This window comes from Streptomyces sp. NPDC048416 (assembly GCF_043200435.1).
GTDB lineage: Bacteria > Actinomycetota > Actinomycetes > Streptomycetales > Streptomycetaceae > Streptomyces.
Map to the genome: position 1 here is coordinate 43208 of NZ_JBICXU010000025.1, position 24209 is coordinate 67416.

Genomic DNA, 24209 nt, shown 5'->3' on the forward strand with positions numbered 1-24209 from the left:
GCCGTCGCGCGAGGGCGTTACTGTTTCGCGGGGAGGCGAAACCATGGGGTGGTGGCGGGTCGGCGCGGACACGCTCGCCGGCAGCCGGTTCGTGGTCTCGCCGCTGGCCGAGACCACCGCGAGTCTTTTCGCGCTGCTCGCCCCGGCGGCCGCCCATCCCGGCGAACGGGCCTGGCTCGACGCCCATCTGCCGCAGTTCCGGGCGCGGTTGGCGGCCGACCCGGTCACCGCCGCGCTCATGACCGCCGTGCGCAGCGCCCGCTGGACCGCGGACTACCTCGTGCCCACGCCGACCGGCGACGGCGAGCGGTCCTTCCACGAGGAACTGGCGGAGGTCCGGGCCACCCCGACGGCAACGGTCCGGGCCGACCTGGCCGAAACGATCGGTGGCCCGCTGCCGCACGCGTTGCGGCGCTCCGATCTGGGAGAGCGCACGGCGGACCTGCTCGACTGGCTGTGGCAGCGGGCGATCGCGCCGGACTGGCCGCGCCGCCGCCGCATCATGGAGGCCGATGTCATCGCGCGCACCGGGCAGTTGAGCCGTGGGGGCTGGACCGCCGTACTCGACGACATGCGGCCCGGAATGCGCTGGCTCGGCGAGAGCAGGCTCCAGATCAACGTGTACGACCACGCACCCCAGGACATCTCCGAGGCCCAGCTGCTGTTCATTCCGGTCACTCCGCGGCACTGCTGGGTCACCTGGGACGATCGTGGCCATTACGCCGTCGTGTACTCGTGCTCGGGCGCGCTCGCCGAGGCGGGCCGGGCGGCGGCTCCCCAAGCCCTGGGCGCGCTGCTCGGGCCGGCCCGCGCGGGGGTGCTCACCCTGCTCGACACCCCGAAGAGCACCACTCATCTGGTGGCCCTGACCGGCCAGGGCCTCGGCTCGGTGGGCCGCCATCTGAAGATTTTGCTCGACGCCGGGCTGGTGGGACGGCGCCGGTCGGGACGCTCGGTCCTCTACTACCGGACCCCCGCAGGAGACGTCCTCGTCGCGGCGCCGGGCAGCGCGGGCGAGGCGGCGGTGACGGGCCGGCGGTGACGGGGCGGGGGATCACCACCCGGAAGGGACCCGAGGCGCGGGATGCGTAATACTCTCGCCATGACTTCACATGTTACGGAGCCGGACGGCAGGGGGCCCGGCGGGGTGCGGGTCCGCCGTGCGGTGGCGCGCGACGCCAAGCGCCTGACCCGCCTCGTGCGCACATCGAGCGCCTACGACGGCCCGTACGCGCCGATGATCGCCGGATACCGGATCGGCCCGGACTACATCGAGACCCACCCGGTCTTCGTCGCGGCGGCCCCCGACGGCCGGGTGCTCGGTTTCTACGCGCTCATCCTGAGCCCGCCGGAGCTGGACCTGCTGTTCGTCGCGGACGACGCCCAGGGCCTCGGCGTCGGCCGCCTGCTCATGGCACACATGAAGCGCGAGGCGCGCGCCGCCAGGCTTGAGAGCGTACGGATCGTCTCGCACCCGCCGGCCGAGGGCTTCTATCTCGGCGTGGGCGCGAAGCGAGTGGGCACGGTGCGGGCCCGCCCGCCCGCCGTGATGTGGGACCGGCCCGACCTCGAAATCCCCACGCGAGAAGGGTAGTTGAGGCCCCGCGCCGAGCGGCGTGGGCGGTTCCGTACGGCTGTCTCCGGCCCGGCGCGCCCTCGGCGGGGCGCCCTTGAACGGCCGCACGACAGCTCGATGCGTCGGCCTTGGAGAAGTGAACGCCCGTCATTTCGCCGGGGGACGCCGAGCGTCGGCGAGGAGGCGGGGGCGGCCGGTCGGAGAGGCGGGGCCGTCCGGTCGAGGAGGCGGGGTCATCCGGTCGCCCCATACCGGTCGATATGTCTGATAAGCGCGCTTAGGTTGTGAAGCGGCACGGCGAGCCGCCTCCGGCCCGCCGCCCGCGGAGAAGAGACACCTCCGCGCGATGGGGCCGCGAGGTCACGAGCAGGCCGGAAGAGGGCGACATGGCGCACAGGGCGGGACGGCCGGGGGACGGCGACGCACAGCAGGACCGGAGCGGACCTGGCGCGGGGGCTCCCACCGAATCGGCCGCGTCCGGCCGGCGACGTCTGGTCCCCTGGCAACCCCGGAGCGCGTTGACACCGCATCAGCTCGCGCGCCGCAAGCTGGCCGCCCGCGGTGCGCTCGCGGCGTGCCTGCTGTGCGTCGGCACGGTCGGCTACTCCGTCGGGGAGGCCCTGACCTACCCCGGCGACGACAGTACGGCCGCCCGGCTTGCCGGCTGGGCCCGCGAGCACGAGATGGGCACGGTGGTCGACAAGCTGGAGAACCTTCAGTACGACCTCGACCCGCCCAAGGTCGGCGGCTCCCTGCCGAGTGAGGCGCTGGCCCGCATGAAGGCGACGACGCCGGCCATGCCGGTGCGCCACCGCGAGGTGCCCCTGCGCTCCCCGATGCGGCCGCTGGTCACCCCGGGCCTGCCCGGCGAGGGAGTGTGGCGCGTCCTGAGCGCCGCGCACGGCGAACCCGTGGTGCAGGGCACATACGTACGCCCCGACGGCGACCACACCTCCTACCAGGCGGCCGTCGCGTGGATCAGCGGCACGAAGGCGCGCTTCGAACTGCACCCCGGGGTGCGGGAGCCCGGCGGCACCTTCTCCGTGCCGCCCACCATCCCGCAGGGCAGGCGCACCGGCCTGCTCGCCACCTGGAACGGCGGCTTCAAGGTCACCGACGGCGGCTCGCGCGGAGGGTTCTACCTCAACGGCGAAACCGCGGGCGAGCTGCGCGACGGCGCGGCGTCCGAGGTCTTCTACAAGGACGGCTCGATCAAGATCGGTCAATGGGGGCGCGACGTGAGGATGACGCGCGACGTGGTAGGCGTGCGCCAGTGTCTGGAGCTCATGGTCGACCACGGCGCGGTCGTGCCGGACATCGACGTCGACTCCAAGTGGGGCGCCACCGACCAGAGCCGGATGTTCGTGCAGCGCTCGGGCGTCGGGGTGACCGCGCAGGGTGATGTCATCATGGCGGTCGGCCAGGCCCTCACGGCCCGCACGCTGGCCGAACTGATGCAACAGGCGGGCGCCGTGCGGGCGATGCCCCTCGACATGAACCGTGCCTGGCCCTCCTTCATGAGCTACGACGGTACCCACGACCCGGCCGACCCGAAGCCCACCAACATCCTCGACTTCGAGAACCCGCCCGAGCGCTACTACAACCAGGCCACCAGGGACTTCGTCGCCGTCTACGCGAAGTGAAGTCCTGCGCCACGACCGGCCGGACGGCAGCGTCCACGGAACGGGAGCGACCGGCGGGGCGCCGCCGCGGGCATGGAAAGCGGGTCGTTTGTCAGACCCGGGTGCGATGCTCCGGGCATGGAGATGACAGTGCAGCTGACGATCGACTGCTCCGATCCGCAGCGGATGGTGACGTTCTGGTCCGAGGCCCTTGGCTATGTGCCCGAGCCCGCGCCGGCCGGCCATGCCACATGGCGTGCCTACTGGGCGGCGATGGGGGTGCCCGAGGCAGAATTGCCGGCCGGGGCCGGGGACGTGCCGGAGTCGATCATTGATCCGGCGGGACGCGGACCGAGGGTGTGGTTCCAGCAGGTTCCGGAGCCGAAGGTCGCCAAGAACCGGTGGCACTTCGACCTGAAGGCGGGTGGGGGCCGTGACGTCGCCCTGGACGTCCGCGTCCAGCGGGTCGATGCGACGGTGGAACGGCTGGCCAAAGCCGGTGCCACCGTGCTGCGGATCAGGAATGAACCGGACATGGGGCTCTATGCCGCCGCCATGCTGGACCCCGAGGGCAACGAATTCGACGTGGTCTGAGGGGCGTTACGACGGCGCCGGTCACAGCCGCTCGTTCCGGGCCGCGGCCGGCACCGTCGCGTGGCGGACGGCGAAACGGGCCGCTAGGGGGTGTCTGGTGGATCAGGGTCGGTCAGGGTGCCGTGCCAGGCGCCGCACCCCCGGCCATGATCCACCAGACACCCCCTAGGCCGTCGGCACGCCCACCTGCGACCAGGCCTTGAGGACCGCCTGGATTTCGTCGCCGTCGCCGAAGAGGGCGCGTGCGGTCTTCGCGGACAGCCGGGCGAAGTCGGCGAACTGCGCGTCCTTGCCGAGTTTACCGCCGGTGAGCGTGGCGTACCAGATCTTCCCCGCCCGCTCCCACGCGTTGCCGCCCAGAGCGGTGGCCACCAGGTAGAAGGCGTGGTTGGGAATGCCCGAGTTGATGTGCACCCCGCCGTTGTCGCGGCTCGTGCGTACGTAGTCGTCCATGATGGCCGGCTGCGGGTCCTTGCCGAGCTGCGGATCGTCGTACGCCGTGCCGGGGGCCTTCATCGAGCGCAGCGCCTCGCCGTGGATGCGGGGGCCGAGCAGCCCGGCGCCGATGAGCCAGTCCGCACGGTCGGCGCTCTGGCCGAGCGCGTACTGCTTGATGAGCGAGCCGAACACGTCGGACACGGACTCGTTGAGCGCGCCCGACTGGCCGAAGTAGTCGAGGTTCGCGGTGTACTGCGTGACGCCGTGCGTCAGTTCGTGGCCGATGACGTCGACCGGCAGGGTGAAGTCGAGGAAGAGCTCGCCGTCCCCGTCGCCGAACACCATCTGCTCGCCGTTCCAGAACGCGTTGTCGTACTGCTCGCCGTAGTGCACGGACGCGAGCAGCGGCAGCCCGGAGTCGTCGATGGAGTGGCGTCCGTACGCCTTCAGATACAACTCGAACGTGGCACCCAGACCGGCGTGCGCGCGGTTGACGGTGGCGTCGGCCGAGGGCTTGTCGCTCTCGGCGTGCACCCGCGTCCCCGGCAGTGTCTCCTGGTGCCCGGCGTCGTAGATCGTGCGCTCGGGCTTGTCGGACGGGGTGCCGGTGGGGGCGGCGGTGGCACGGACCGTGGTGATCCGGCGCTGGGTGCGCAACTGGGCGTCGTGCTCCAGGGTGCGGCGCGCGGGCTCGTACACGGCGGGATCCTCGTGCTGGGCGAGCCGGTCGAGGACGTGGGGAGGTACGACGGTGCAGAGAACGGCGGGATTGTTCATGCGGGCAATGTGGCACAGCGTGACGCAACTGTCACTGCCCGCAGTCGAGTTGGCTGGAAACCGCCGTCCGGTGAGCACCCCTGGCGGGGCGGGGGCGGCCCGTGCTACTGCTGGTGAACTTTGGTCGGTCGGCCGGGCCTGAGGTGAGGCCCCCGCCGGTCCCGGGCCGGGCGTGTGTGGGGACCCGGAGGTGGGCCCCGGTCCGGCCCGGGTCGGGCGCGGGCGGGGTCAGGTGTGGGTCCCGGCCTGCGTCGGGCGTGTGCGGGGCCGGGTGTGGCCCCGGCCTGAGTCGCGGGCGCGGGCCCGGTGGGTGCGGCGCTGGGCCGGGCGCGCGCGTCGCGTGCGGGGACCCGCGTGGGGCTCGGCGTGGGGTCGGCCCGGTCAGGCGCTCGCGGGGGCCGGTGCGGGCCCCGTGGCGGAGAAGTCGCCCGCCATGGCCGCGGCAACCCGCAGGTACGGCTTGGCCTGCTCGGGGCGGCCCTGGCGCTCCAGGGTGCGGCCCAGCATGAGCGTGGCGTACCGCTCGACCGGGTCGCGTTCGAGCACGGCCCGCAGTTCGGCCTCCGCCTTGCTCAGCTGGGCCGAGTGGTAGTAGGCGCGGGCGAGCAGCAGGCGCGGCGCCACCTGCTCGGGCGCCTCGGCGACCAGCCCCGACAGGATGCCCGCGGCCGTGACGTACTCCTTGGCCTCGAAGAACAGTCGGGCCCGCTCCCAGCGTTCGGCGGGCGTACCGAACTCGTAGTAGCCGTCGGTGAGTTCACTGCGTGCTGTGCTCATGGGGCGTCCTCTTCCGGGGCCACGGGTGCAGGCCCTCGCACCCCGCACAACACGAGGGTGCCGTTCCCCATTCCACTACCGCGCGCCATGGGGCAGTTACGGGCTCGCCCCTGGCCGCGGGCCACACACGGCGGCCGCGCGAAGCCGCCGGGCCGTCGGGGGACGCCGCTCAGTCGCGCGCCCGGCCATGCCGGATCGCCAGGCAGGCGACCAGGGCCACGATCGGGACCAGCAGCGCGAGCGTCACGGGGCCCGTGCCCCAGCCCAGGCCCGCTCGGGTGGTGGGCACGCCCATCCAGTCGGCGAAGGAGGCGCCCAGCGGCCTGGTCAGGATGTACGCCCACCAGAACGCGGCCACCGTGTTGAGTCCGAGGAAGCGCCGGGAAACGGCGGGTACGGCGATCAGGGCCAGGAAGAGGAAGCCCGACGCGAGGTAGCCGATCCGCAGGGTGCCCGCGGTGAGGTCGCCGACCGCCGTTCCGAGGGCGAACGTGGCCAGCACGGTGGCCCAGTAGAACGTCTCGCGACGGCGGGTGTGGATGCCGGCGATCGACAGCGTCCCCTCGCTCCTGTGCCAGCCGACGAGCAGCGCGGCCAGCGTGAGAGTGAAGGCCGCCGCGGAGAGCGCGTACGGGATGCCCGCGATGACGTGTACGACGTCGGCGGCCATCGTGCCGAACACGCTGACCATGACGATCGCCGACCAGTACGGCCAGGGTCGGTACCGGTCGGTGCGGAACTGCACGACGAGCGCGACAACCAGGCCCGCGAGTCCGAGGGCGCCGGCAGGGACCGGGCCCAGGACGCGGCCCAGGTAGTCGGACGCGGTCTCGCCCATGCCGGTGGTGAGCACCTTGACGATCCAGAACAGGGCGGTGGCCTCGGGCACCTTGCTGAGGGTGGCGACGGCCGGGGCCGGTATCCGGCGCGGGCGCCGCTCCTCGCGTACCGCCCCGACCGCCGCCTCGCTGCTCGGCTGCCCCATACTCGTTCCCACCCTCCTGGCGCTCCGCGCCGGGGCCCTCAACTGCCCTGTATTGCGGCGTGGTTGGGCCCATGAGTCGGACCTCGCGTCCGTTGCCGCCAGGTCAATGTCTACGCGACTGTAGACGATCGACCTGTGAGGCGTCGGGCAGGGTGGGGTGAGCGCATCCGATCTGCCGCAACGCGATGAGCTGCGCGGTGCGGCGGGGACCTGTCAGGCTGGTGCCAGGATCCCGGGTCCCCGTGCCCCGAGAGGGAAGCGGCTGTCAGGATCCTCAGGGTCCGTGCCCCGAGAGGGAATAGGTTGACCGCATGAGCAATCTCGATCGCCAACCCGCGCTCTCCGTCTGCGGCGGACGCGGCTTCGTCGTGGCCGAGCCGGTGCGTGAACTTCTGTCGCCCCGCACGGTGCGGCTCGGCGAATCCACCGAAGTGCGACGGCTGCTGCCGAATCTGGGCCGCCGGATGGTCGGCGCGTGGGCCTTCGTCGACCATTACGGTCCCGACGACATCGCCGACGAACCAGGCATGCAGGTCCCGCCGCACCCCCACATGGGCCTGCAAACCGTCAGCTGGCTGCACGAGGGGGAAGTGCTGCACCGCGACAGCCTGGGCAGCCTCCAGACCGTACGCCCTCGGGAACTGGGCCTGATGACCTCGGGCCGGGCCATCAGCCACTCCGAGGAAACCCCCAGGTCGCACAGCCGGTTTCTGCACGGCGCCCAACTGTGGGTGGCCCTGCCCGATGCCCACCGCAATGTCGAACCGCACTTCCAGCACCACGCCGACCTGCCGCACGTCACCGCGCCCGGGCTGGACGTCACGGTCATTCTGGGTCAACTCGACGGCGCGGTGTCGCCCGGCTCCACCTACACCCCGATCGTCGGCGCCGACCTCGCTCTCGCGGCGGGCACCGAAGCGAAGCTCCCGCTGAACCCCGACTTCGAGTACGCCGTCCTCGCCATGTCGGGCGAGACCCATGTGGACGGTGTGCCGGTCCTCCCCGGCTCGATGCTCTACCTCGGCTGCGGCCGCACCGAACTACCCCTGCGCGCCGCCTCGGACGCGGCGGTGATGCTGCTCGGCGGTGAGCCGTTCGAGGAGGAGATCGTGATGTGGTGGAACTTCGTCGGCCGCACCAACGACGAGATCCGGCAGGCCCGTTCGGAGTGGATGAATGGTGATCGCTTCGGCGAGGTGAAGGGCTACGACGGGCCCCCGATCCCGGCACCCGAACTCCCGGCTGTACCGCTGAAACCGCGGAGTCGTGTGCGCTGAGCTGCGGGGATGTCGGGACAGCTGCCCGCATGATTGGGGCGGGCGGCGCGGCGGGACGTGCCCTCTCCTCTCAGTCCGGAGCTCTTTCATTCGGTGCCGGGACGAGGGCGTGTGCTGCGCCTAGTGCGAGCTTGTGTGGGCGGGTTTAGCAATCCCAATGCTGACCTTTCTGACGGCAAGTCATGTCGGTAGGGGTGGGTGGCGACGCAGATCAGGAGCGCATGGTTGGTGCCGGCGGTGACAGAGCGAAGACGGCATTGCTGACTTCGGGCGCCTACCGATTCCGGGCCGAGGGCGCCCGCGCGCTGCGCGAGTGGATGCCGTCACCTCGGTCGGGTCGAAGGCGTGCTGCCGCAGCATCCAGGTAGGGGAAGGGCCCATAAGGCACGACTCAGGATGGCCGCTTCGACCGGGCTGACCTTTTTCGCGGGACCACTCGGCCTTTCTGTCGTACTTGAGAGCCGTAACGGCGTGCGCCAGTCGTCCGACTGGTTGCGCGCTCCCACATGGCAATGGCGCGGTCGGCCGTGGGCGGCAGCTGCTAGCGCCTCAGGTAGCGCACCCCATCTTCGGTGTAGCCCTACCCCGGAGCGTGAACGGGCCTTCTTTTCTGCGACCCGACCTGTTCTCGATGACGCACCATGTGGAGTGCGTGGCGATTCTAGAGCCCGTTGAAAAGGGCCGCTGACCTGCTGTTTTCGCGAGTGTGCGTTACGGGCGATATCTTGACGCATGTTCGACGCGCGTGACGCACGTTTGACGCATGAACTGATGGCGCGTCAGGCATTCGTGCGCGCAGGTGACGATCCGTCAGGTGCGGTCTGAGGATCCCTGGCTGTGCTGGCTGTGGGGCCGAGGATGAGCTCGGTTCGCGGACGGTCGCATGGTGTCGAGGTACGACTCAAGATCTGCGCGGCTGGGGTGCGGCGGTGTGGGTAGCTTCGGCGCCGAGGCGGCTCTGGTGAGCTGCTGAAGGTGGGTTGCCTGCGAACGCGAGTCAGTCCTCGATCTCGGCCCTTTCCTGTCCGGGTGGCAGGGATGCGGCGTGGTCGCGTACTGCCGTGACGAATTCGGTCAGGCGCTTGGCTTCGTGCCACGCGTCTGTCTGTCCGATTCTTGCGGTCCTGGTCGACCAGGGCCACAAGAATCAGGTCGTCGCCCGCGGGGCGGGACACCGGACTCGGCGTCGACGTCGAGTCCGGCGCAATCCTGAAGGGCGGGGGTTCTTTCCGCAGCCGAAACGGTGGCGGGTGGAGCAGACGTTCGGGATCTTGATACTGGTCCGCGACTACGAACACCGTCCGGCCTCGTCCACCTCCCGCGTCTACTGGGCCATGACCCACGTCATGACTCGCCGGCTCACCGACGCGAACTCGCTCACCTGGCGGGTCCGCAGACGGCCGGCGCGTGAACGTACACGGTCTTAGCGCGGCAGGTGTGCCCGAAACCTGTCGGCGTCGTCTCTCAGGTAGGGCGAAAGCTCATTGTCGAGCATGCCGAGTACATCCTTGATGGCTCCAGCGAGCTCTGGTGCTTCGCCCCATGCGGTGGCGTTGCGCGTGAGCACTGCGGTCAACAAATCATCGTCGAACCAGCCGCCGGCGGTCCCTTCTGCAGGCTCGCCCTGAAGGATCTCCACGCCGACAGGAAGCAACCTCGGCAGCCCGACATCCTGTGTGACAAGCCTGGCAAATTGCTCCACTGTCAAGTCGCTGATTGGACTCTTCCGCAGAGCGTGCACCCGCTAGTATAAGCGCCGTGGCATCGCTGGATGGATTGGGCCACCGGAGCCCTTCGAGCTCCTCGATGGAGCGGCTTCGGTCGAAAGACAGATTTATCAGCAGCCTTTCCTAGAATCATGCGACAAGCCGTCCGAGATGGGGCTGGGGACCCCCCTCTCGGCTCTGCATCATGCCGTTGGGCGCTCAGTTGGTGCCGGGATTGCGCTCCACGCCTTACGGTTGCGGGGCCTGTCACGGATAATTCATGAGTGGTCGCCTCGAGTTCGCTCGGTCGGCGCGTACATGAGCAGAGCTGGCATCGCTGCGTGATCGGTCCCCTCCATTGTGACGATGACTTCCTGTTGGGTCGTATCGCCTAGACGACGGACGAAGTCCCGCACTGCGGTGAACGACTTCTCGTCCTCGATGTCAGCAGGGTCGAAGGTGAACTCGATCTCATCCGGGTCGAAGAAGTAGCAAGTGAACCAGATTTTCCCCACCTGGACGGAAAGACTCGCGGATTCATCTTGATCTTCTTCCAGGTGCCTCCAGATTTCCCCGGCGTCGAGGAGGGACCCTTCGTCAGGTGATTCCGCGAAAGTCCATCGGAAGACGACTCGCCAAGGGGCCATCGAAAAGCCTTCGATCATGCGCTGCCAGGATTCCGGCTGAGCATTCAAGATGCATACGTCGCGCAATGCCCCATCCGCCTCGAAATGCTCCGGCTTGTATCGCAGCCTGTCGTGGACCGGTCCAGCCATCACAGAAACCCTTCGAACGTTAGTTGGCCACCGCGCCAACTCCAGCGAGCACCCCAGCCTCCGGGCACTCTGAAGTCCCTGGTAATCCCTCCGTACTGAGGGAGTGCCGAGGTATTGACCTTCTCAACGACCGTTGGATCGGTGAGGATGTCTTCAATCATCTCATTTGCGATCTGTGTGCGCTCGACGTTGGTCACCTTGCCGAAGTCATAGAGATCGACGTGGGCCCGGCCCCGTTTTTCGATATTGCCCTTGCTGGGGTCACCATGCTTTTGTAGTGCCCGTCCCGCCGGTGACAGCTGCCCCTTCTTGACTGTGGCAGCCGAATTGTAGAGGTCTTCAATTCCGTAGTTGCATGGTGAAAGGCCGAGCGGGTCCTGCCACGTGTGCGGTGCGTGCACATAGCCGTGGTGATTGCCGGCCGGTTCAAGCCCCATAGGGTCCGGACTGATGTACCGGGCTGTCTCGGGATCATATGAGCGGAAGTAGTTGTAGTTCAGCCCTGTCTCGGCATCCGCGTACTGACCCGGAAATCGCAGCGGGCAGTCGACCATCGGCGGTCCGTCCTCCGGGGACGGCAACGGCGTACCCCACAGGCTCGCGCGTTTCTGCCACTCCACCTGCCCGTCTGCCGTGACGAGTTCGGCTGGTGTACCCACCGGTCCGGTGATGATGGCGTGGAAATGGGTGACTCGCTCAGTGGTTGTGTCTTCTGCCAGTTCGGCAAGGTATGAAGTTTTTGCACCCCTCGGACGATGCCTGGTCTGGGTCAGAGGCCGATGCGTGGCCACCGCGTATTCCCACGTAGTGACGGCCCCGTCCGGCCCCGTCTGCTCCGCAAGGCGCGTGCCGTCCCAGCTGAACTCGGTTCGGTTCGCATTGGAACCGTCCTTGTCCACGCGGTATTTGGCGATACGCCGTCCGAGCGGGTCGTACACGTACTGCCACTGCTCGCCCTCGGGCGTGACCGCCGAGGTCATCTGGTCCTGGGCGGTCCACGAGTACGTCCACTTCCGTTTCCGGCCGTTAAGAAGCTGCCGGATTTTCGCAGTCAGACGTCCCTGTCCGTCGTACTCATAACGGGTGCGGTCAGCTCGTCGAATGAGCGTGCCTTCGAACTCCCGCTGCCCCACGATGCCTTGGCCTGGCGAAATGCCGTGAGTGAGGTTACCTGCGGCGTCGTAGGCGTACGTCTCGCTCCAGCCGACAGCGCGCACCGATGTGGCCCTGCCGATTGCGTCGAGCGTGAAGCGGCTGGTGCCTGACGTCAATTCGCGTATCTCGGAGAGGTAACCGTCTGCTCGGTATCCGTAGGTGCGATGCTGGAGGGTGCGATTCTGGGTGGAACTGAGGTGTTGCGCGGTCAGGCGGTCGGCCTCGTCCCATTCCTGGGCGAGGAGCGTCGACTCACCGATGGTGCGCTGGCGCTCTCGTCCTGCCGCATCATGCGTGAACGCGAGCGCGCCGGCATCCGACCACAACTGAGTCGCACGGCTCGCCGGATCGTAAGTCCACTCTGATACGAGCCCGGAGGGAGTGACGCGTCGGACACGCCGTCCCAGAGCATCGTAGGAGTAGCTGATTGTGCGTCCGTTCACCGTTTCGGCGAGGACGCGCCCAACGCCGTCGCGTTCGATGCTGAGGTCGACATCGGGAGTGGAGGCGCGGATCAGCTGACCGACCGGGTCGTAGTCGTACACAGTCGCAGGCCCGGTCACGTCGAGCTGTTGCTCGGTCACGCGCCCCAGCGCGTCACGCGTGTAGTGCACGGCCTCCCCGGCGCCATTGACACGGGAACGCAAGTTGCCAGCGGCGTCATGTGCGTAGGTGAGAACGCGGCCGTTGAAGTCGGTCTCCGACGTGAGTCGTCCGCTGGCGTCGTAGTGGTAGGTCCAGGAGCTCCCCAGTGGATTCGAGACTTCGGTAAGGCGCAGCTCGGTGTCGTGGGTGAAGGAGTACGAGGCTCCCTCGGCATCGGTACGGGTGGATGGGAGGTCGAACGGCCCCCAGGTCAAGCGCGTCGTGTGCCCCGACCGGTCGATTTTTTCGATCAGGTTGCCTTCGCTGTCCCAGGCCCAGAACTCCCGCGTTCCGTCCGGGTGTTCACGCCATTCGGGGTGTCCCTCAACGGTCCACTGCGTGCGTGTGATCCGACCAAGCGGGTCAGTGACGTCGGTGACACGGCCGAAAGCGTCTCGGCGCACGCGTGTCGTGTGGCCGAGTTGGTCAGTGAGCGCAGTCGGCAATCCGGCCGCATTGGGCACAAGGGTACGTGTGTATCCCAACGCGTTGGTGATCGCGACAAAGTGACCCGACGAGTCAACCGAACAGCGAGTCTCTGCCCCAAGCGGGTCGGTGGCGGACAGAAGGTTGCCGCGTGCGTCGTAGGAATACCGCCATATCGCGCCGACGGGGTCGATGGTTTCGGTTGGCTGGCCCAGATCGTTGTGAAGAGCGCGCGACACAGAGCTGTCTGGGAGCACGCGCTCGGTGAGGCGCCCGTACTCGTCGTAGGTGTAGCGGGTGGTGTTGCCGAGCGGGTTGGTGACGCTGAGCGGTTTGTCGCCGCGTTCGTCCCATGTGGTGTGGGTGGTGTTGCCGAGTGCGTCGGTCTCTTCAACGACTTGGCCCGCGCTGTTGTAGCGGTGGCTGGTGGTGTGGCCGAGGGAGTCGGTGTACGTGGTGGTGGACGCGGCGTCGTCATAGGTGAGGCTGCCGGAGAGGATGCCATCGATGCCCTCGGTGCGGGCGACTCGGCCGCGCTCGTCATAGACGTAAGTGAACCAAGTTCCGTTGCGGTCCGTCCACTTGGTCATCCGGCCTTCGTCGTCGTAGGCGAAGGTGAGCGGCAAGCCGCTGGAGTTGATGACCTCGCTGAGGTTGCCCGCCTTGTCGTAGCCGTAGCGCATCACGACGGTGCCGCCCTCCCGGGTGGCGTTCGAGGTGTAGGCGTTCGGCGCTTGGTCGAGCAGGCGCAGGGCGGTGATGCGGGGGCCTTCGGTGTCGACGGCGACGTAGTAGCCGCCCGAGTGGCGCAGGCCCATAGGGATGCCGTCGGTGGTGCGTTCCACGTCGATGCGCATGCCGTTGCGGTCGGACCAGGCGTCTACCGGGAGATGGAAGGTGCCGAAGGAACCGGACGGGAAGGGAGTGGTGAAGGTGCGGGTGACGCCGGTGTCCGGATCGGTGACGGTCATGACGCCGTCCGGCTTGCCGTCCCATTCGAGAGGCCAGCGCGGGCCGGTCACCGGCAGGGTGGGCACGCCTGGTTTGGGGACGGGGTAGACCAGGCGCATGCCGTCGGCAGCGGCGAACACCACGCCCTCGCCATCGATCTGGACGCATTCGTCCAGCGTCGATATCCAGGTGGGTCCGAAACAGACGCCGCCCCGGTAGGAGGACAGGTGCGTGCGCTGGAAGATGAGCGGCAGGGTGGCGGGCAGGGTGAGGTCGGTGGCCGTCATCAGCATCGCACCGGTGGCCACATCGATGGGCTCGCCCACGCAGGGGATGCGGTCGCTGTTCCGGGCGGCCGGCCCCAGATCCACCAGGTCGGGGCGCAGCGAAGGCACGCGCATCAGCTGATCCGCCATGGAGGGGCTCGCCCCGGCCCGCAGCACGCCGCTGCCCGCGCCGAGTGCTCCGCCGTAGAGCATGCCGTCCTCGGCGGCCCGGTTGACCTCGTCCAGGTTGAAGGCGTGCTGGAAACCCGCCGCCATGTTCAAGGGCTGGGCCACCGCGGCGTCGATGGTCACGTTCTCGACGCCGGCGAAGGCTGCCGTGACCACGGTCTCCGCGACGATCTCGGCCACGGTGGCGGACACCGCGACACCGAGCGTGGCGCCGAGTTCGATGACGGCATCCGCGGCCACCGTGGCCGCTCCGGAGGCAATACCGGCGGTGAGGATGGCGGCGGTGACGCCGGCGGCGATCACGACCGCGTCGATGGCGATGTGTTCCCAGAGCTTGTGGATCGCGTCGTCGATGGCGTCGGCGAACTTGTCCAGAAACTTGGCCATTGCCCGGGCCGAGACGGCCAGATCGCCCAGCCAGCCGGCGTCCTTGTCTTTGGCGTACCGGGACCAGAACGTGTCGAACGCCTCGATCGATTCGCCCTTGTTGTGGTGGATGAGCGAGCGCGCCGTCGTGTTCGTTGGACCGCGTACGTCGTCGACCGAGTCGGCGAATGTCCGCCAGGCCGATGCCGCGGTGCGCAGTGTCCCGGAGTTGGCGTCGGGCCACCACAGGCCCATCTTCAGAAGGATGTGCTTGGCTGTGTCCTCGACGCTCAACGTTCCCCCGCACTGTCGCCGCTGTCCTGGTGGGGAACTTTCACCTTGGTGAACATGCCCTCGATCAGTTTGTCGTTGTCGACATGGCCGTCGGACAGGTCGACCAACGCCTCATGGATGCTCGTGAGACCCAGGACAAGGATGCCCGTCGCGCTCTCGATCTTCTTCTGCACCGGCGCGTAGACGTCCTCGAACTCCTTGCCCTGCTTGTCCTCACCCCAGGGCTTGCCCAGCCCGTCCAGCGTCGAGATCAGGGTGGTCAGCGCCTTGCTCAGATTCTTGGCCTGCTCCTGGAACACCGGCGCGGCGCCCTTGATGTCCGCGGTCCTGATCTGCAGCACCAACTCGGGGACCTTGCCGCCACCGCTGCCCTCGCCCACGCAAACCCTCCCCGTCGCACGCACATGCGACAGCGACCCTAGAGCCTCTACCTCAATGGAGGGTCAAGTCGATGCCATGCGTTGGCAATCTGGACAGTTGCAAGCGTTGTATCGGTGCGATCGCATCCGCTGGGAGATGCGTGCAAGCCAAGCGCGTCGATTACGAGTGCCTGCAGGTGTAGGCGAGTTGGAGAAGGCATCTACCCACGAGGTGTGCTGGACGCCGCAGTCCCTCGGCCCCGAGGAGGGACACCGAGCCGTGACGCTCATTTGACGCTCGGGGCGTCCGAGGGAAGGGGGATGAGGCGGAAGAGAGCTCTGACCTGCAGCTTTCCAGACGCTGTTCAAGCCGACACCTTTTCGATGACCCATCATGTGGAGTGCGTGGCGATCCTTGAACCGGCCGCAAAGGACGCCTGAGCTGCGGGTTTGGGTGGTGTGCGTTATGTGCGGAGTGAGCGTTACGGGCAATATCTTGACGCTGAAATGACGCTTTCCGAGGCGCCGTGATGCTCATTTGACGCTTGCTCTGATGGGTCATCAGGCGCATCATCCCGCTGGTCAGGCGACCTTCTGGCTGTGCAGGTATGGCAGGACGCCGGGAATTCCGTGGCGCAGAGCGGTCCCACTCAGTCACCTGAGCAGAGTGGCAGTAGGTTCTTCGTCTGCTGGTGGTACACGGCCGAACCTGGCTCTGGCCTGCGCCGACAGGTGGAATCGCCGGCTGCGAAGGTGAGTTGGTCCGCCCCTGGTCCGGATATTGGCCGGTCATGCTATCGAGTGGGGCACGCTGTCCTCTCATCCTATGTGGCTTGCTGGATAGGCCATGGCGCGTTGTGCGGTCCAGGTGGTCCAGCCCAGGGACCCGCGTGCAGAGGGTGGCGCGGTGTGTCCCAGTGCAGTTTTGCCACGACAGTCTTGAAGACGTCCGGCTCCCGACGGCCGATGGTGTCGTTCCATCATTTCGCCTCCAGGATGGAGTGGTCATTGAAACACCACGGCCTGGCCGTCCGTACAGCTCGGAACGCCCGTGCTGTCAGTTGGGGGAGTGCGGGAGAGGGGAGCGGCGCCGTCGCGACGGGCGAGCAACGCGTGGCGGAAACGGCCAGCACCAGGGGAGCGGCGTCGATCACGGCGGCGCGGGTGAGCCGGCCACGCGTGCGATGCGTCTGCTCGCACGCCGCGTGACGTCCTTACCCTCGCGTTGGGCACAGTCCTGGCCCGGGCCCTTTGACCAGCCGGCCCGACTGGAGTACGTAGCGGGCGCGGCCGGTGGCGTTGATGTCCTGGAAGGGATCGCCCTGGACCGCGACGAGGTAGGCCGTGGCCCCCGGGGTGACAGTCCCGAGGTCGGGGCGGCCCAGGAGTTCGGCGGCGACGCAGGTGGCGGCCCGCAGGGCGCGCAGTGCGGTGAAGCCGTGGTCGAGAAGGGTGGGGAACTCGCGCCAGTTCTCGGAGTGCGGGAACATGCCGGCGTCCGTGCCGAAGGCCACCTTGACAGCGGTTCGGGCCGGCCGGCGCAGCCCAGCGCACAGGCGTTCCGCGTGGGTCCGATAGGAGGTGCGGGTGAACGACATGGAGTCGGACCAGAAGGCGTCGTCGTCGAGCCGGTCGAGGAAGTAGGTCTGGACGTATTGGGTGGGCACCAGATAAGTGCCGGCCTCTTCCATGGCCGTGTGGCTCCGTGAGGTGGCGAAGCAGCCGTGCTCCACGCTGCGGACACCGGCGGTGACCGCCCGCAGTACGGCGCGGTCACTGAAGGCGCGTGTGGCACATGGCAGCCCCCGGTCGTCGGCGGTGGCGACCAGGGTGTCCATCTCGGTCTGTGAATACGCGGTGCTGTCCGGGTTGTCCGCGGGGGAGGAGAAGCCGCCCCCGCCGGCGGATTTGATCCAGTCGGCGCCTGCCCGCGCCTGCTCCCGCACGGCACGGCGCACTTCCTCCACTCCGTCGGCGACGACACCGATCTGTGCGCCGTACCGCTGGGACAACTCGGGCCGTTTGTCGCCGTGGCCGCCGCGCGGCGAGAGGATATTGGGGGCGGCGACGATGCGGGGGCCGCGCACGAGGCCGTCCTCGACGGCCGTCCGCAGCGCGACGTTCAGTGCGAGGTGGACGCTGCCGAGGTCGCGGACGGTGGTGAACCCGTTGTCGAGGAGAGCGTGGAGGGCGGGGACCGCGGTCAGGGTCTGGTGGGCGACGGGCGCGGTTTCGGCGCTCTCGTCGAGAAGGTGGACGTGGCAGTCGATGAAGCCGGGCAGCAAGGTGCAGCCCGGCATGTCGATGACCTCCACCCCAGGGTCTGCGGTGAGTTGGGGTCCGAGTGCTGCGATGCGTCCTTCTCGGACCAGGACGGACACGCCGTCGACGGGTGAGTCACCGACGGCGTCCCACAGCCGGTCAGGGCGGAGTAGCACGTTGTGGGTGGGGGCATTGGGGGACACGGTGACCTCTCGGCAGCTACGACGGGGATCGGGGCGCGGCACGGGGGAGCTGGGTGTGGCACAAGGGAGGTCAGTCCCCGTACTCCGTGTGCCCGGGCTGCCGCAGGGGCATGGGGGCGTAGTCCGGGTGGTTCCACAGTTCGCCAGGGCCGGGGTTGCTGGGCTCGCTGTCGCCGCCGAGGAGCCGAAGGACGCCCCAGGCCGCGTTGATGCCGGATGCCAGAGCGTGGTCGAGCCAGCCCGGTGACCAGGAGGTGTCGTCACCGGCCAGGAACAGCGCGTTGGGGGGCTCGCCCGGCACGGCGGGACGGCCGGTGAAGTCCTTCATGAAGTGGGAGAACAGATCACGCTGATAAAGGGGATCACCCGGACGGGAGAACCGGCAGAGGCCGCGGAAGTTCTGTTCGTTCTCCCATGAGATCGTGACGGCCTGTCCCGAACGCGCTTGCCTGTGGAGCTCGTTCGCGACCTCGGGGTGGATGTCCGCCAAGTCCCGTACGAACAGGGCCACCCTCTCTTCCAGGCTCGACGTCGGAGATTTTCGTTGCGTCCTGTGCCCAGGTGAAGCTGAGGTACAGCACACCGCTTCGGCCGCCCGGCCTGCAGGCGGGGCCGTAGTCGAGGGTGTAGACGGCGCGCGGCAACCGGTCGGTGAGCGTCACGCCGTCGAGCGTGGTGCCCTTCCAGAACGGCTGGTCCACCACCAGGGCCGTCTTGGAGGACTGCCAGTAGTGCAGGCTGCGGATCGCTCGACACATGCGGGGTCCCAGTGGAGGCGGGCCGGGGATGGTGGACCGGACCTCCACTCCGGTCTCCAAGAGGTGCAGTTGTGGGGTGAAGATGGCCGCGGCGAAGCGCTCCCGGTGTCCGTCGACGGTGTGCACCACCACTCCGTGGGACGCGTCCGGTTCGACGTCGAGCGCGACGACGGCAGGTCGCAAAGCGCCGCCGTTCACGTCTTCCAGGCTGGTGCGGCGGCCCTGGGCATCGGTCGTGCGGTGGGTCCAGAATCCCTCTGCGAATCGGCTGATGCCCTCACGGGCGCAGAACTGCGTGCTGGGTCGCTGCACAGCACCAGGCGAAGGATCTCGAGCAGGCCGAGGTCGAAGAAGCAGTCCCAGGCCGCCGGCCCCACACCCGCCGTGCCGAGGATGCGAGCCTCTTCGTGGGTGAGGCCGACGCCCTCGGGGTCGCGCAGGAAGCGGTAGAAGGACCAGAGTTCATAGCGGTCCACCACTTCCTGCCAGCGACGTCGTACGGCACCGAGGTTCCGCGCGGCGATGTCCCGCTGGATCTGACGCAGGCCGATCCGTGACAGTGCCTCCTCCCAGCGCGTGTGGGCCGTTCGGAAGCCGTCGTGGAGGGCATGGAGGTCGGTGATCCGGTGCGTTCGGTACTGTCGGCCGTCCACATCCAGGACCGTCAGGGGCGTGACGTCGGCCGCGTAGTTCTCGCGGAAGGGCTCCCAGTGCAGGCCGAACCGTTCCGCATACTGGCGCAGCAGCCGGGCGGAGTCGGGGAAACGCATGCAGCCGAGCTCAACGACGGCGCTGTCCGCATCGTCGAGGCGCCTGCTGTACATGCGCCCGCCAAGGCGCCGCCCGCCCGGGCCGTCCGCACTGCGGTCAGCCTCGTACACCACTGGGTGGCAGCCGGCCCGCAGCAATTCGCCCACACCACCCGGAACAGACCGCTTCGCGTTATACACCTCCGACAAACGCACGATCGCTGCTGTGTCGGTGCTGAAGCCGGACTCGACGCCCCCCGTTGCCTGCCTGCTGCGTCGCGAAACTGGATCTTGTACGTGTGCGGGCACTTCGGTCACTTGCTCTTCGGGTGGACGCAGTCCTTGAAGAAGATGCCCATGCCGTGAGCGAGGGGTTTGGCGGCCATGGTGTTGCTGACTCCCGAGTCCGATGCTGACAGCTGACAGCTGGCAGCTGACAGCTGACGGACCAAGGCGCCTCTGACCTGCAAAGATCAGCGGTGCGTCTGGTTTGTGGTGGAACTTCGTCGGCCGCACCAACGACGAGATCCAGCAGGCCCGTTCGGAGTGGATGAATGGTGATCGCTTCGGCGAGGTGAAGGGCTACGACGGCGCCCCCATCCCGGCCCCGGAACTCCCGGCAGTGCCGCTGAAACCGCGGGGACGGGTGCGCTGAACTGCGGGGATGTTGGAACAGATGCCTGCGTGATTGAGGTGGGCGGCAAAGTGAGAAGTGCCCTCTCTTCTCAGTCCGGAGCTCTCCCCTTCGGCGCCAGGACGAGGGCGTGTGCTGCGGGTAGTTCGAGCTTGTGTGGGCGGGTTTAGCAGTCCCAATGCTGACCCAATGTTGACCTTTCTGACGGTGCGTCATGTCGGTTAGGTAAGGATGGGGACGCAGATCGGGAGCGCGTGGTTGGTACCGCCAGTGGTAGAGCGAAAGCGGCATTGCTGACCTCGGGCGCCGACGGGCTCCGGGCCGAGGGCGCCCGCGCGCGGCGTGAGCGGATGCCGTCACGCCTGCGCAGAGCACTTGTGGGGATCGAACAACCACCAGGCAAGTGCGCAGCAGGGTGCAGATCCTTGGCTGCCCACAAGTCCTGGTGATCCGGCCGTCGCGCGGCGGGTGCGGGCACCGATTCCTGCTGGGCACGCCGCAGACCATCGCCGACGAGCTGGAGTCGAGCCTGAGCGGAGAGTTCGCGCAACTCCTGACGCCGGCCGAGGGGAGCCCACCGCAGAGCGTCGCGCGCCCCGCCAAAAGCGCCCCGTCGGCCACGTCGACGCCGAGGCCCAGTGTGCCCGGGCGCGTCCGGACCAGCGCCGAGCCCGCCCTGGTGTCCTTCAGGCCTCGGCCCAGCGGGCGGCGAAGTCCATGCCGTCACCGGAGGAACCCGCCTGGACGAGGACCGGGTGGCCCTGCGGGGAGCGCGCGACGTTCAGCGGCCCGCGCATCTGGAAATGCTCGCCTCGGTGGTCGAGGATGTGGAGCCTGCGCGGCTCGAAGTAGCGGCCGGACTCCTTGTCGTAGAGGAAGGCGTCGTCCTCCCAGGAGTCCCACAGGCCGGTGACGACATCCATGAACTCGCGGGCGCGGTGGTAGCGGGCGGAGTGCGGGGGCTGGCGGTCGAGGTTGAAGTTCTGGGCCTCCGCGTCCGTCACGGACGTCACTATGTTCCATCCGGCGCGGCCGGCGCTGAGGTGGTCGAGCGAGGCGAACTTCCGCGCGATGTTGAAGGGCTCGTTGTAGGTCGTCGAAGCAGTCGCCGTGAGTTCGATGTGCGTGCTGTGCACGGCGAGGGCGGACAGCAGGGTCAGCGGCTCGAAGTGAACCGTGCGGCCCTGGCGGCTGAGTTCGTCGGTGTCCTTGTCATGGGTGCGGATGCCTGCGCCGTCGGAGAGGAAGAGCATGTCGACCTTTCCGCGCTCGGCGGTCCGTACCAGGGAGCAGTAGTAGGAGAAGTCCAGGCCCCCGTTGGGGCGGGCGTTGGGGTGCCGCCAAGCGGCGGCCTGGTGTCCGGGCGCCGGGAGGAAGGCACCGAGGTTCATCGTGCGACGGTCCGTGCTCACCGAGTGGTCCGGTGGGAACGGGTGGTCGGTGGCACGGACAGCCTGGCGAGTACGGGCGCTGCGGCGGGGCGGCCCGCCGATGGCACGGGGCCGGGAGTCAGCCGAGGAGGCGGAGGGGTGAGCCGGCCAGGAATGCCTGGATGTCTTCGACGGCCTGGCCGTAGTACGTCTCGTAGTTGGCGCGGGTCACGTAGCCCAGGTGCGGGGTGGCCAGCAGGCGTGGCGCGGTACGCATGGGGTGGTTCGCGGGCAGCGGCTCGGTGTCGTAGACGTCGACGCCCGCGCCGGCGATGGTTCCGGCGTGCAGGGCGGTGAGCAGGGCGTCCTGGTCGACGATCGCGGCCCGTGAGGTGTTGACCAGATACGCGGTCGGGCACATCCGGGCGAGTTCGGCGGCGCCGATCAGGCCGCGAGTGCGGTCGCTGAGGGCGAGGTGGACGGAGACGAAGTCGCTGCTCTCCAGTAGCTCTTCCTTCGACGCAGCCAGCACGGCGCCGACCTCGTCCGCGCGTTCCTTGGTGAGGTTCTGGCTCCAGGCGGTGACGTCCATGCCGAAGGCCAGGCCCACCTGGGCCACCCGGCTGCCGATCTTGCCCAGGCCCAGCAGGCCCAGGCGGCGGCCGTGCAGATCCGACCCGACCGTCGACTGCCACGGGCCGGCTACCCGGAAGGCGTTGGCCTCGGGCACGATTCCCCGGGCCAGCCCCAGCAGCAGTGCCCAGGTCAGCTCCACGGGCGGAGTCGAGGAGCTGGCCGTACCGCACACCGTCACCCCCCGCGCCTTCGCCGCGGCGAAATCGATGACCGAGTTGCGCATACCCGAGGCGACCAGCAGCCGTAGCTGCGGCAGGCGGGCGAACAACGACGCGGGGAAGGTCACCCGCTCCCGCAAGGTGACCACGATGTCAAACTCCGCCAGGGCCAGAGCCAGTTCGTCCTCGCTACCGAAATGATCCGGGAAGGTGACGACATCGACCTTCCCGGCCAGCGGTGACCAGTCGGTGATGGTGGTCGCTAGTGACTGGAAGTCATCAAGCACGGCGCAACGCAGGGTCATGACTGATCTTCTCCATCTGTGGTGTCGGGTGCGGCCGGGGTCACGCCGAGACCGGGGCCGACGGGCAGCGTGAGCCTCCCGCGGTCGATCCGGATCCCGCGGAAGGGGTCGTCGAGGAGGTCGACGTGGCCGTCGAGGTCGAGGTAGTCGGCGAGCGGGGCAAGCTGGGCCATGGCGGTGACGCCTGGCGCGTTTTCGGTCTTGCAGCCGAGCATGACGCGCAGGCCGGTCTGCCGGGCGAGGGTGACGGTTTCCTGGGCGCGGCGCAGGCCGCCGCACTTGATGAGCTTGATGTTGACGCCGGTGGCGCAGCCCCGCAGGCGCAGGACATCCTCGGGACCGGTGCAATCCTCGTCGGCGATTACCGGCAGGGGCGCGTTCTCGTGCACATACCGAAGCCGGTCGGCCGGACCCGGTGGAATGGGCTGTTCCAGCAGCTCGACGCCGTGGCGATGGAGTTCGTGGGCGACGGCGACGGCTTGCCCAGGGCTCCAGGAGCCGTTGCCGTCCACCCGGATGCGGCCGTCGTAGACCTCGCGCAGGACCCCGGCCCGGCTTCCGTCGTCCCGTGGGGTCAGCTGGAGCTTGAGCACCGGCCAATGCGCCAGTGTCTCCCCCGAGATCCGATGCCCCAAGACGTTGATCGTCCTTGTCGCGCCATTGAACGTGACTGTTGGACTTTGCGCAGACCCGCGAGGTGATCTCAGGCATATGAGAATGGAAAATAGAGCTGTTGGTAACTTCTTCATGCGCCAAGATTCATGCAGCATGGACTGCGCATCGATTTCAGGAATCACGGTTGCCGAGGACGGCAGAGCAGACAGCACTGCGACCGAAGGCACTGATCACTGTTCGGTCGCTGCCGAGAACGGTTGACAAACGATGTAGATAGAAGCCCCCGCTTCATCGCTGCACGCCGCCCTTCGGAGACGACCTTGATCAAGATCCCCCGGCAGTCGTGGGCAGTCAAGTACTTAAAGAAACATTTACCTTCCAAGCTGTTGTCGAGTCATCATTCCAGCTTGATATTCGGACATACTTTACTAAATCTCCGCGCTCGCGACAGGCGACTACTCAATACAGATTGCGGCAAAAGGGATAGTCCACCCAGGCTGCAAGCGCAATTGCTTCACATGCCGCAACGGGGCATGGCAGGGTGCTCGAATGCTGTCCGGACCACGTATTGTCCGGATGCGCAGGGTTTTCCGATGCAGCGCTGCCGTGAGGGCTGGGAGCGCGTGGGCTCTACTCCGAGATGTGGACACTTCTGAGAAGGGCCTTCGGGTCCGTGGAGAGGATGTCCCCATGGGTACTGCGAGGTACCCGGGGGAGTTCAAGCGGGACGCGGCGTGCCGCCGGTACCGGACCTGGTCGGGCGCGACTTCGCGGCCCCGGCGCCCGACGTGCGCTGGTGCGGCGACATCACGTACCTGCCGGTCGGCGGCTCGTGGATGTACCTGGCGACGGTGATCGACATGCACTCGCGGCGGGTCGTGGGCTGGTCGCTCGTCGAACACACGCGCGCCGGCCCGGTCGGAGAGGCAGTGGCCGCGGTCGGCGTGTCCCAGGCTGTGGGCGGGCGGGCGTTGGTACCGGCGCGGTGGCGGGATGCCACCCATTGATCCTGCCCCGCTGTCCGGCCGATACCTGTCCTTCGCCGAGCGTGAGGAGATCGCGATCTGGAAGAGGAGAGCGCGATCTGGAAGACGCAAGACGAGGGAGTGCGGGAGATGGCCCGGCGGCTGGTCCGCGCTCCGTCGGCGATCTCCAGGGAGCTGCGACGCAACACCGCGACACGCGGCGGCAAGCTGGACTACCGAGCCTCGGTTGCGCAGTGGAAGGCCGACCCTGGTGGCTCAGCGCCCGAAGACGCCGTGGGCGAAGGGTTTGGCGGTCATGGTGTTGCTGACTCACGGGTCCGATGCTGCCGACTGCCGACTGTCGGCTTCCGGCGA

General features: G+C 68.2%; 19 protein-coding genes and 3 pseudogenes. 8 read left to right on the top strand and 14 right to left on the bottom strand.

All coding sequences use genetic code 11. The annotated features are described in order from the left end of the window. The first annotated feature begins 43 nt into the window (after positions 1-43). The 4 genes from ACGFW5_RS26385 (at position 44) to ACGFW5_RS26400 (ending at position 3792) form a co-directional block, all read left to right on the top strand. Positions 44-1042 (top strand): ArsR/SmtB family transcription factor, encoded by a 999-nt coding sequence (locus ACGFW5_RS26385; protein WP_393836761.1) that lies wholly within the window; start codon positions 44-46, stop codon positions 1040-1042. A 60-nt stretch (positions 1043-1102) separates the two neighbouring features. Further along, positions 1103-1594 carry a GNAT family N-acetyltransferase gene (locus ACGFW5_RS26390; protein ID WP_393836762.1) on the top strand — a complete coding sequence of 164 codons (492 nt, stop codon included), beginning with the start codon at positions 1103-1105 and terminating at the stop codon, positions 1592-1594. A 500-nt stretch (positions 1595-2094) separates the two neighbouring features. Then, positions 2095-3219: a phosphodiester glycosidase family protein gene (locus tag ACGFW5_RS26395; RefSeq protein ID WP_393836763.1), complete on the top strand. Its 1125-nt coding sequence runs from the start codon at positions 2095-2097 to the stop codon at positions 3217-3219. Between the two features lie 117 nt (positions 3220-3336). Continuing rightward, positions 3337-3792 (top strand): VOC family protein, encoded by a 456-nt coding sequence (locus ACGFW5_RS26400; RefSeq protein WP_393836764.1) that lies wholly within the window; start codon positions 3337-3339, stop codon positions 3790-3792. Positions 3793-3957: 165 nt separating this feature from the next. Here the strand turns inward: ACGFW5_RS26400 and ACGFW5_RS26405 are convergent, their stop codons facing one another. The 3 genes from ACGFW5_RS26405 to ACGFW5_RS26415 form a co-directional block, all read right to left on the bottom strand. After that, positions 3958-5007, bottom strand: coding sequence for a M4 family metallopeptidase (locus ACGFW5_RS26405; RefSeq protein ID WP_393836765.1), 1050 nt, complete (start codon positions 5005-5007; stop codon positions 3958-3960). A gap of 381 nt (positions 5008-5388) precedes the next feature. After that, positions 5389-5784 (bottom strand): tetratricopeptide repeat protein, encoded by a 396-nt coding sequence (locus tag ACGFW5_RS26410; RefSeq protein ID WP_393836766.1) that lies wholly within the window; start codon positions 5782-5784, stop codon positions 5389-5391. A gap of 169 nt (positions 5785-5953) precedes the next feature. After that, positions 5954-6769: a hypothetical protein gene (locus ACGFW5_RS26415; protein ID WP_393836767.1), complete on the bottom strand. Its 816-nt coding sequence runs from the start codon at positions 6767-6769 to the stop codon at positions 5954-5956. A 311-nt stretch (positions 6770-7080) separates the two neighbouring features. On the opposite strand from ACGFW5_RS26415, the gene ACGFW5_RS26420 reads away from it, so the two are divergent. After that, complete coding sequence (locus tag ACGFW5_RS26420) at positions 7081-8046, top strand: pirin family protein (RefSeq protein WP_393836768.1); 966 nt, start codon at positions 7081-7083, stop codon at positions 8044-8046. 1423 nt (positions 8047-9469) lie between these two features. Here the strand turns inward: ACGFW5_RS26420 and ACGFW5_RS26425 are convergent. The 8 genes from ACGFW5_RS26425 to ACGFW5_RS26460 form a co-directional block, all read right to left on the bottom strand. Continuing rightward, positions 9470-9787, bottom strand: a complete 318-nt coding sequence (locus tag ACGFW5_RS26425; protein ID WP_393836769.1) for a contact-dependent growth inhibition system immunity protein — start codon at positions 9785-9787, stop codon at positions 9470-9472. 243 nt (positions 9788-10030) lie between these two features. Beyond that, the gene (locus ACGFW5_RS26430; protein WP_393836770.1) at positions 10031-10528 is read right to left on the bottom strand and encodes a hypothetical protein; all 498 of its coding nucleotides are present in this window, start codon (positions 10526-10528) and stop codon (positions 10031-10033) included. After that, positions 10528-14820 (bottom strand): DUF6531 domain-containing protein, encoded by a 4293-nt coding sequence (locus ACGFW5_RS26435; RefSeq protein WP_393836771.1) that lies wholly within the window; start codon positions 14818-14820, stop codon positions 10528-10530. Before ACGFW5_RS26435 ends, ACGFW5_RS26430 begins: the two co-directional genes overlap by 1 nt. Continuing rightward, positions 14817-15200: a hypothetical protein gene (locus tag ACGFW5_RS26440; protein WP_393836772.1), complete on the bottom strand. Its 384-nt coding sequence runs from the start codon at positions 15198-15200 to the stop codon at positions 14817-14819. The genes ACGFW5_RS26435 and ACGFW5_RS26440 overlap by 4 nt, the downstream gene beginning before the upstream one ends. A 1193-nt stretch (positions 15201-16393) precedes the next feature. Next, the gene (locus tag ACGFW5_RS26445; RefSeq protein WP_393836773.1) at positions 16394-17617 is read right to left on the bottom strand and encodes an amidohydrolase family protein; all 1224 of its coding nucleotides are present in this window, start codon (positions 17615-17617) and stop codon (positions 16394-16396) included. Positions 17618-17714: 97 nt separating this feature from the next. After that, positions 17715-18125, bottom strand: coding sequence for an FAD-dependent oxidoreductase (locus ACGFW5_RS26450; protein WP_393836822.1), 411 nt, complete (start codon positions 18123-18125; stop codon positions 17715-17717). Beyond that, positions 18007-18600: an FAD-dependent oxidoreductase gene (locus tag ACGFW5_RS26455; RefSeq protein WP_393836774.1), complete on the bottom strand. Its 594-nt coding sequence runs from the start codon at positions 18598-18600 to the stop codon at positions 18007-18009. Before ACGFW5_RS26455 ends, ACGFW5_RS26450 begins: the two co-directional genes overlap by 119 nt. Then, complete coding sequence (locus ACGFW5_RS26460) at positions 18597-19367, bottom strand: FAD-dependent oxidoreductase (protein ID WP_393836775.1); 771 nt, start codon at positions 19365-19367, stop codon at positions 18597-18599. The genes ACGFW5_RS26455 and ACGFW5_RS26460 overlap by 4 nt, the downstream gene beginning before the upstream one ends. 274 nt (positions 19368-19641) lie before the next feature. Here ACGFW5_RS26460 and ACGFW5_RS26465 point away from each other — a divergent pair. After that, positions 19642-19806, top strand: a pseudogene (locus ACGFW5_RS26465) (pirin family protein); the annotation flags it as partial. A 665-nt stretch (positions 19807-20471) separates the two neighbouring features. On the opposite strand, the gene ACGFW5_RS26470 reads toward ACGFW5_RS26465, so the two are convergent. The 3 genes from ACGFW5_RS26470 to ACGFW5_RS26480 form a co-directional block, all read right to left on the bottom strand. Then, positions 20472-21176 (bottom strand): NtaA/DmoA family FMN-dependent monooxygenase, encoded by a 705-nt coding sequence (locus tag ACGFW5_RS26470; RefSeq protein ID WP_393836776.1) that lies wholly within the window; start codon positions 21174-21176, stop codon positions 20472-20474. 118 nt (positions 21177-21294) lie between these two features. Continuing rightward, a complete protein-coding gene (locus ACGFW5_RS26475; RefSeq protein ID WP_393836777.1) occupies positions 21295-22254 on the bottom strand; it encodes a D-2-hydroxyacid dehydrogenase family protein in 960 nt (319 codons plus the stop codon). Next, positions 22251-22889: a mandelate racemase/muconate lactonizing enzyme family protein gene (locus tag ACGFW5_RS26480; protein WP_393836778.1), complete on the bottom strand. Its 639-nt coding sequence runs from the start codon at positions 22887-22889 to the stop codon at positions 22251-22253. Before ACGFW5_RS26480 ends, ACGFW5_RS26475 begins: the two co-directional genes overlap by 4 nt. A 702-nt stretch (positions 22890-23591) precedes the next feature. On the opposite strand from ACGFW5_RS26480, the pseudogene ACGFW5_RS26485 reads away from it, so the two are divergent. Together ACGFW5_RS26485 and ACGFW5_RS26490 are read left to right on the top strand one after the other, a co-directional pair. Beyond that, positions 23592-23801 (top strand): annotated as a pseudogene (locus ACGFW5_RS26485) (DDE-type integrase/transposase/recombinase); the annotation flags it as partial. A 31-nt stretch (positions 23802-23832) separates the two neighbouring features. Further along, positions 23833-24123 (top strand): annotated as a pseudogene (locus tag ACGFW5_RS26490) (helix-turn-helix domain-containing protein); the annotation flags it as partial. Positions 24124-24209: the final 86 nt, after the last annotated feature.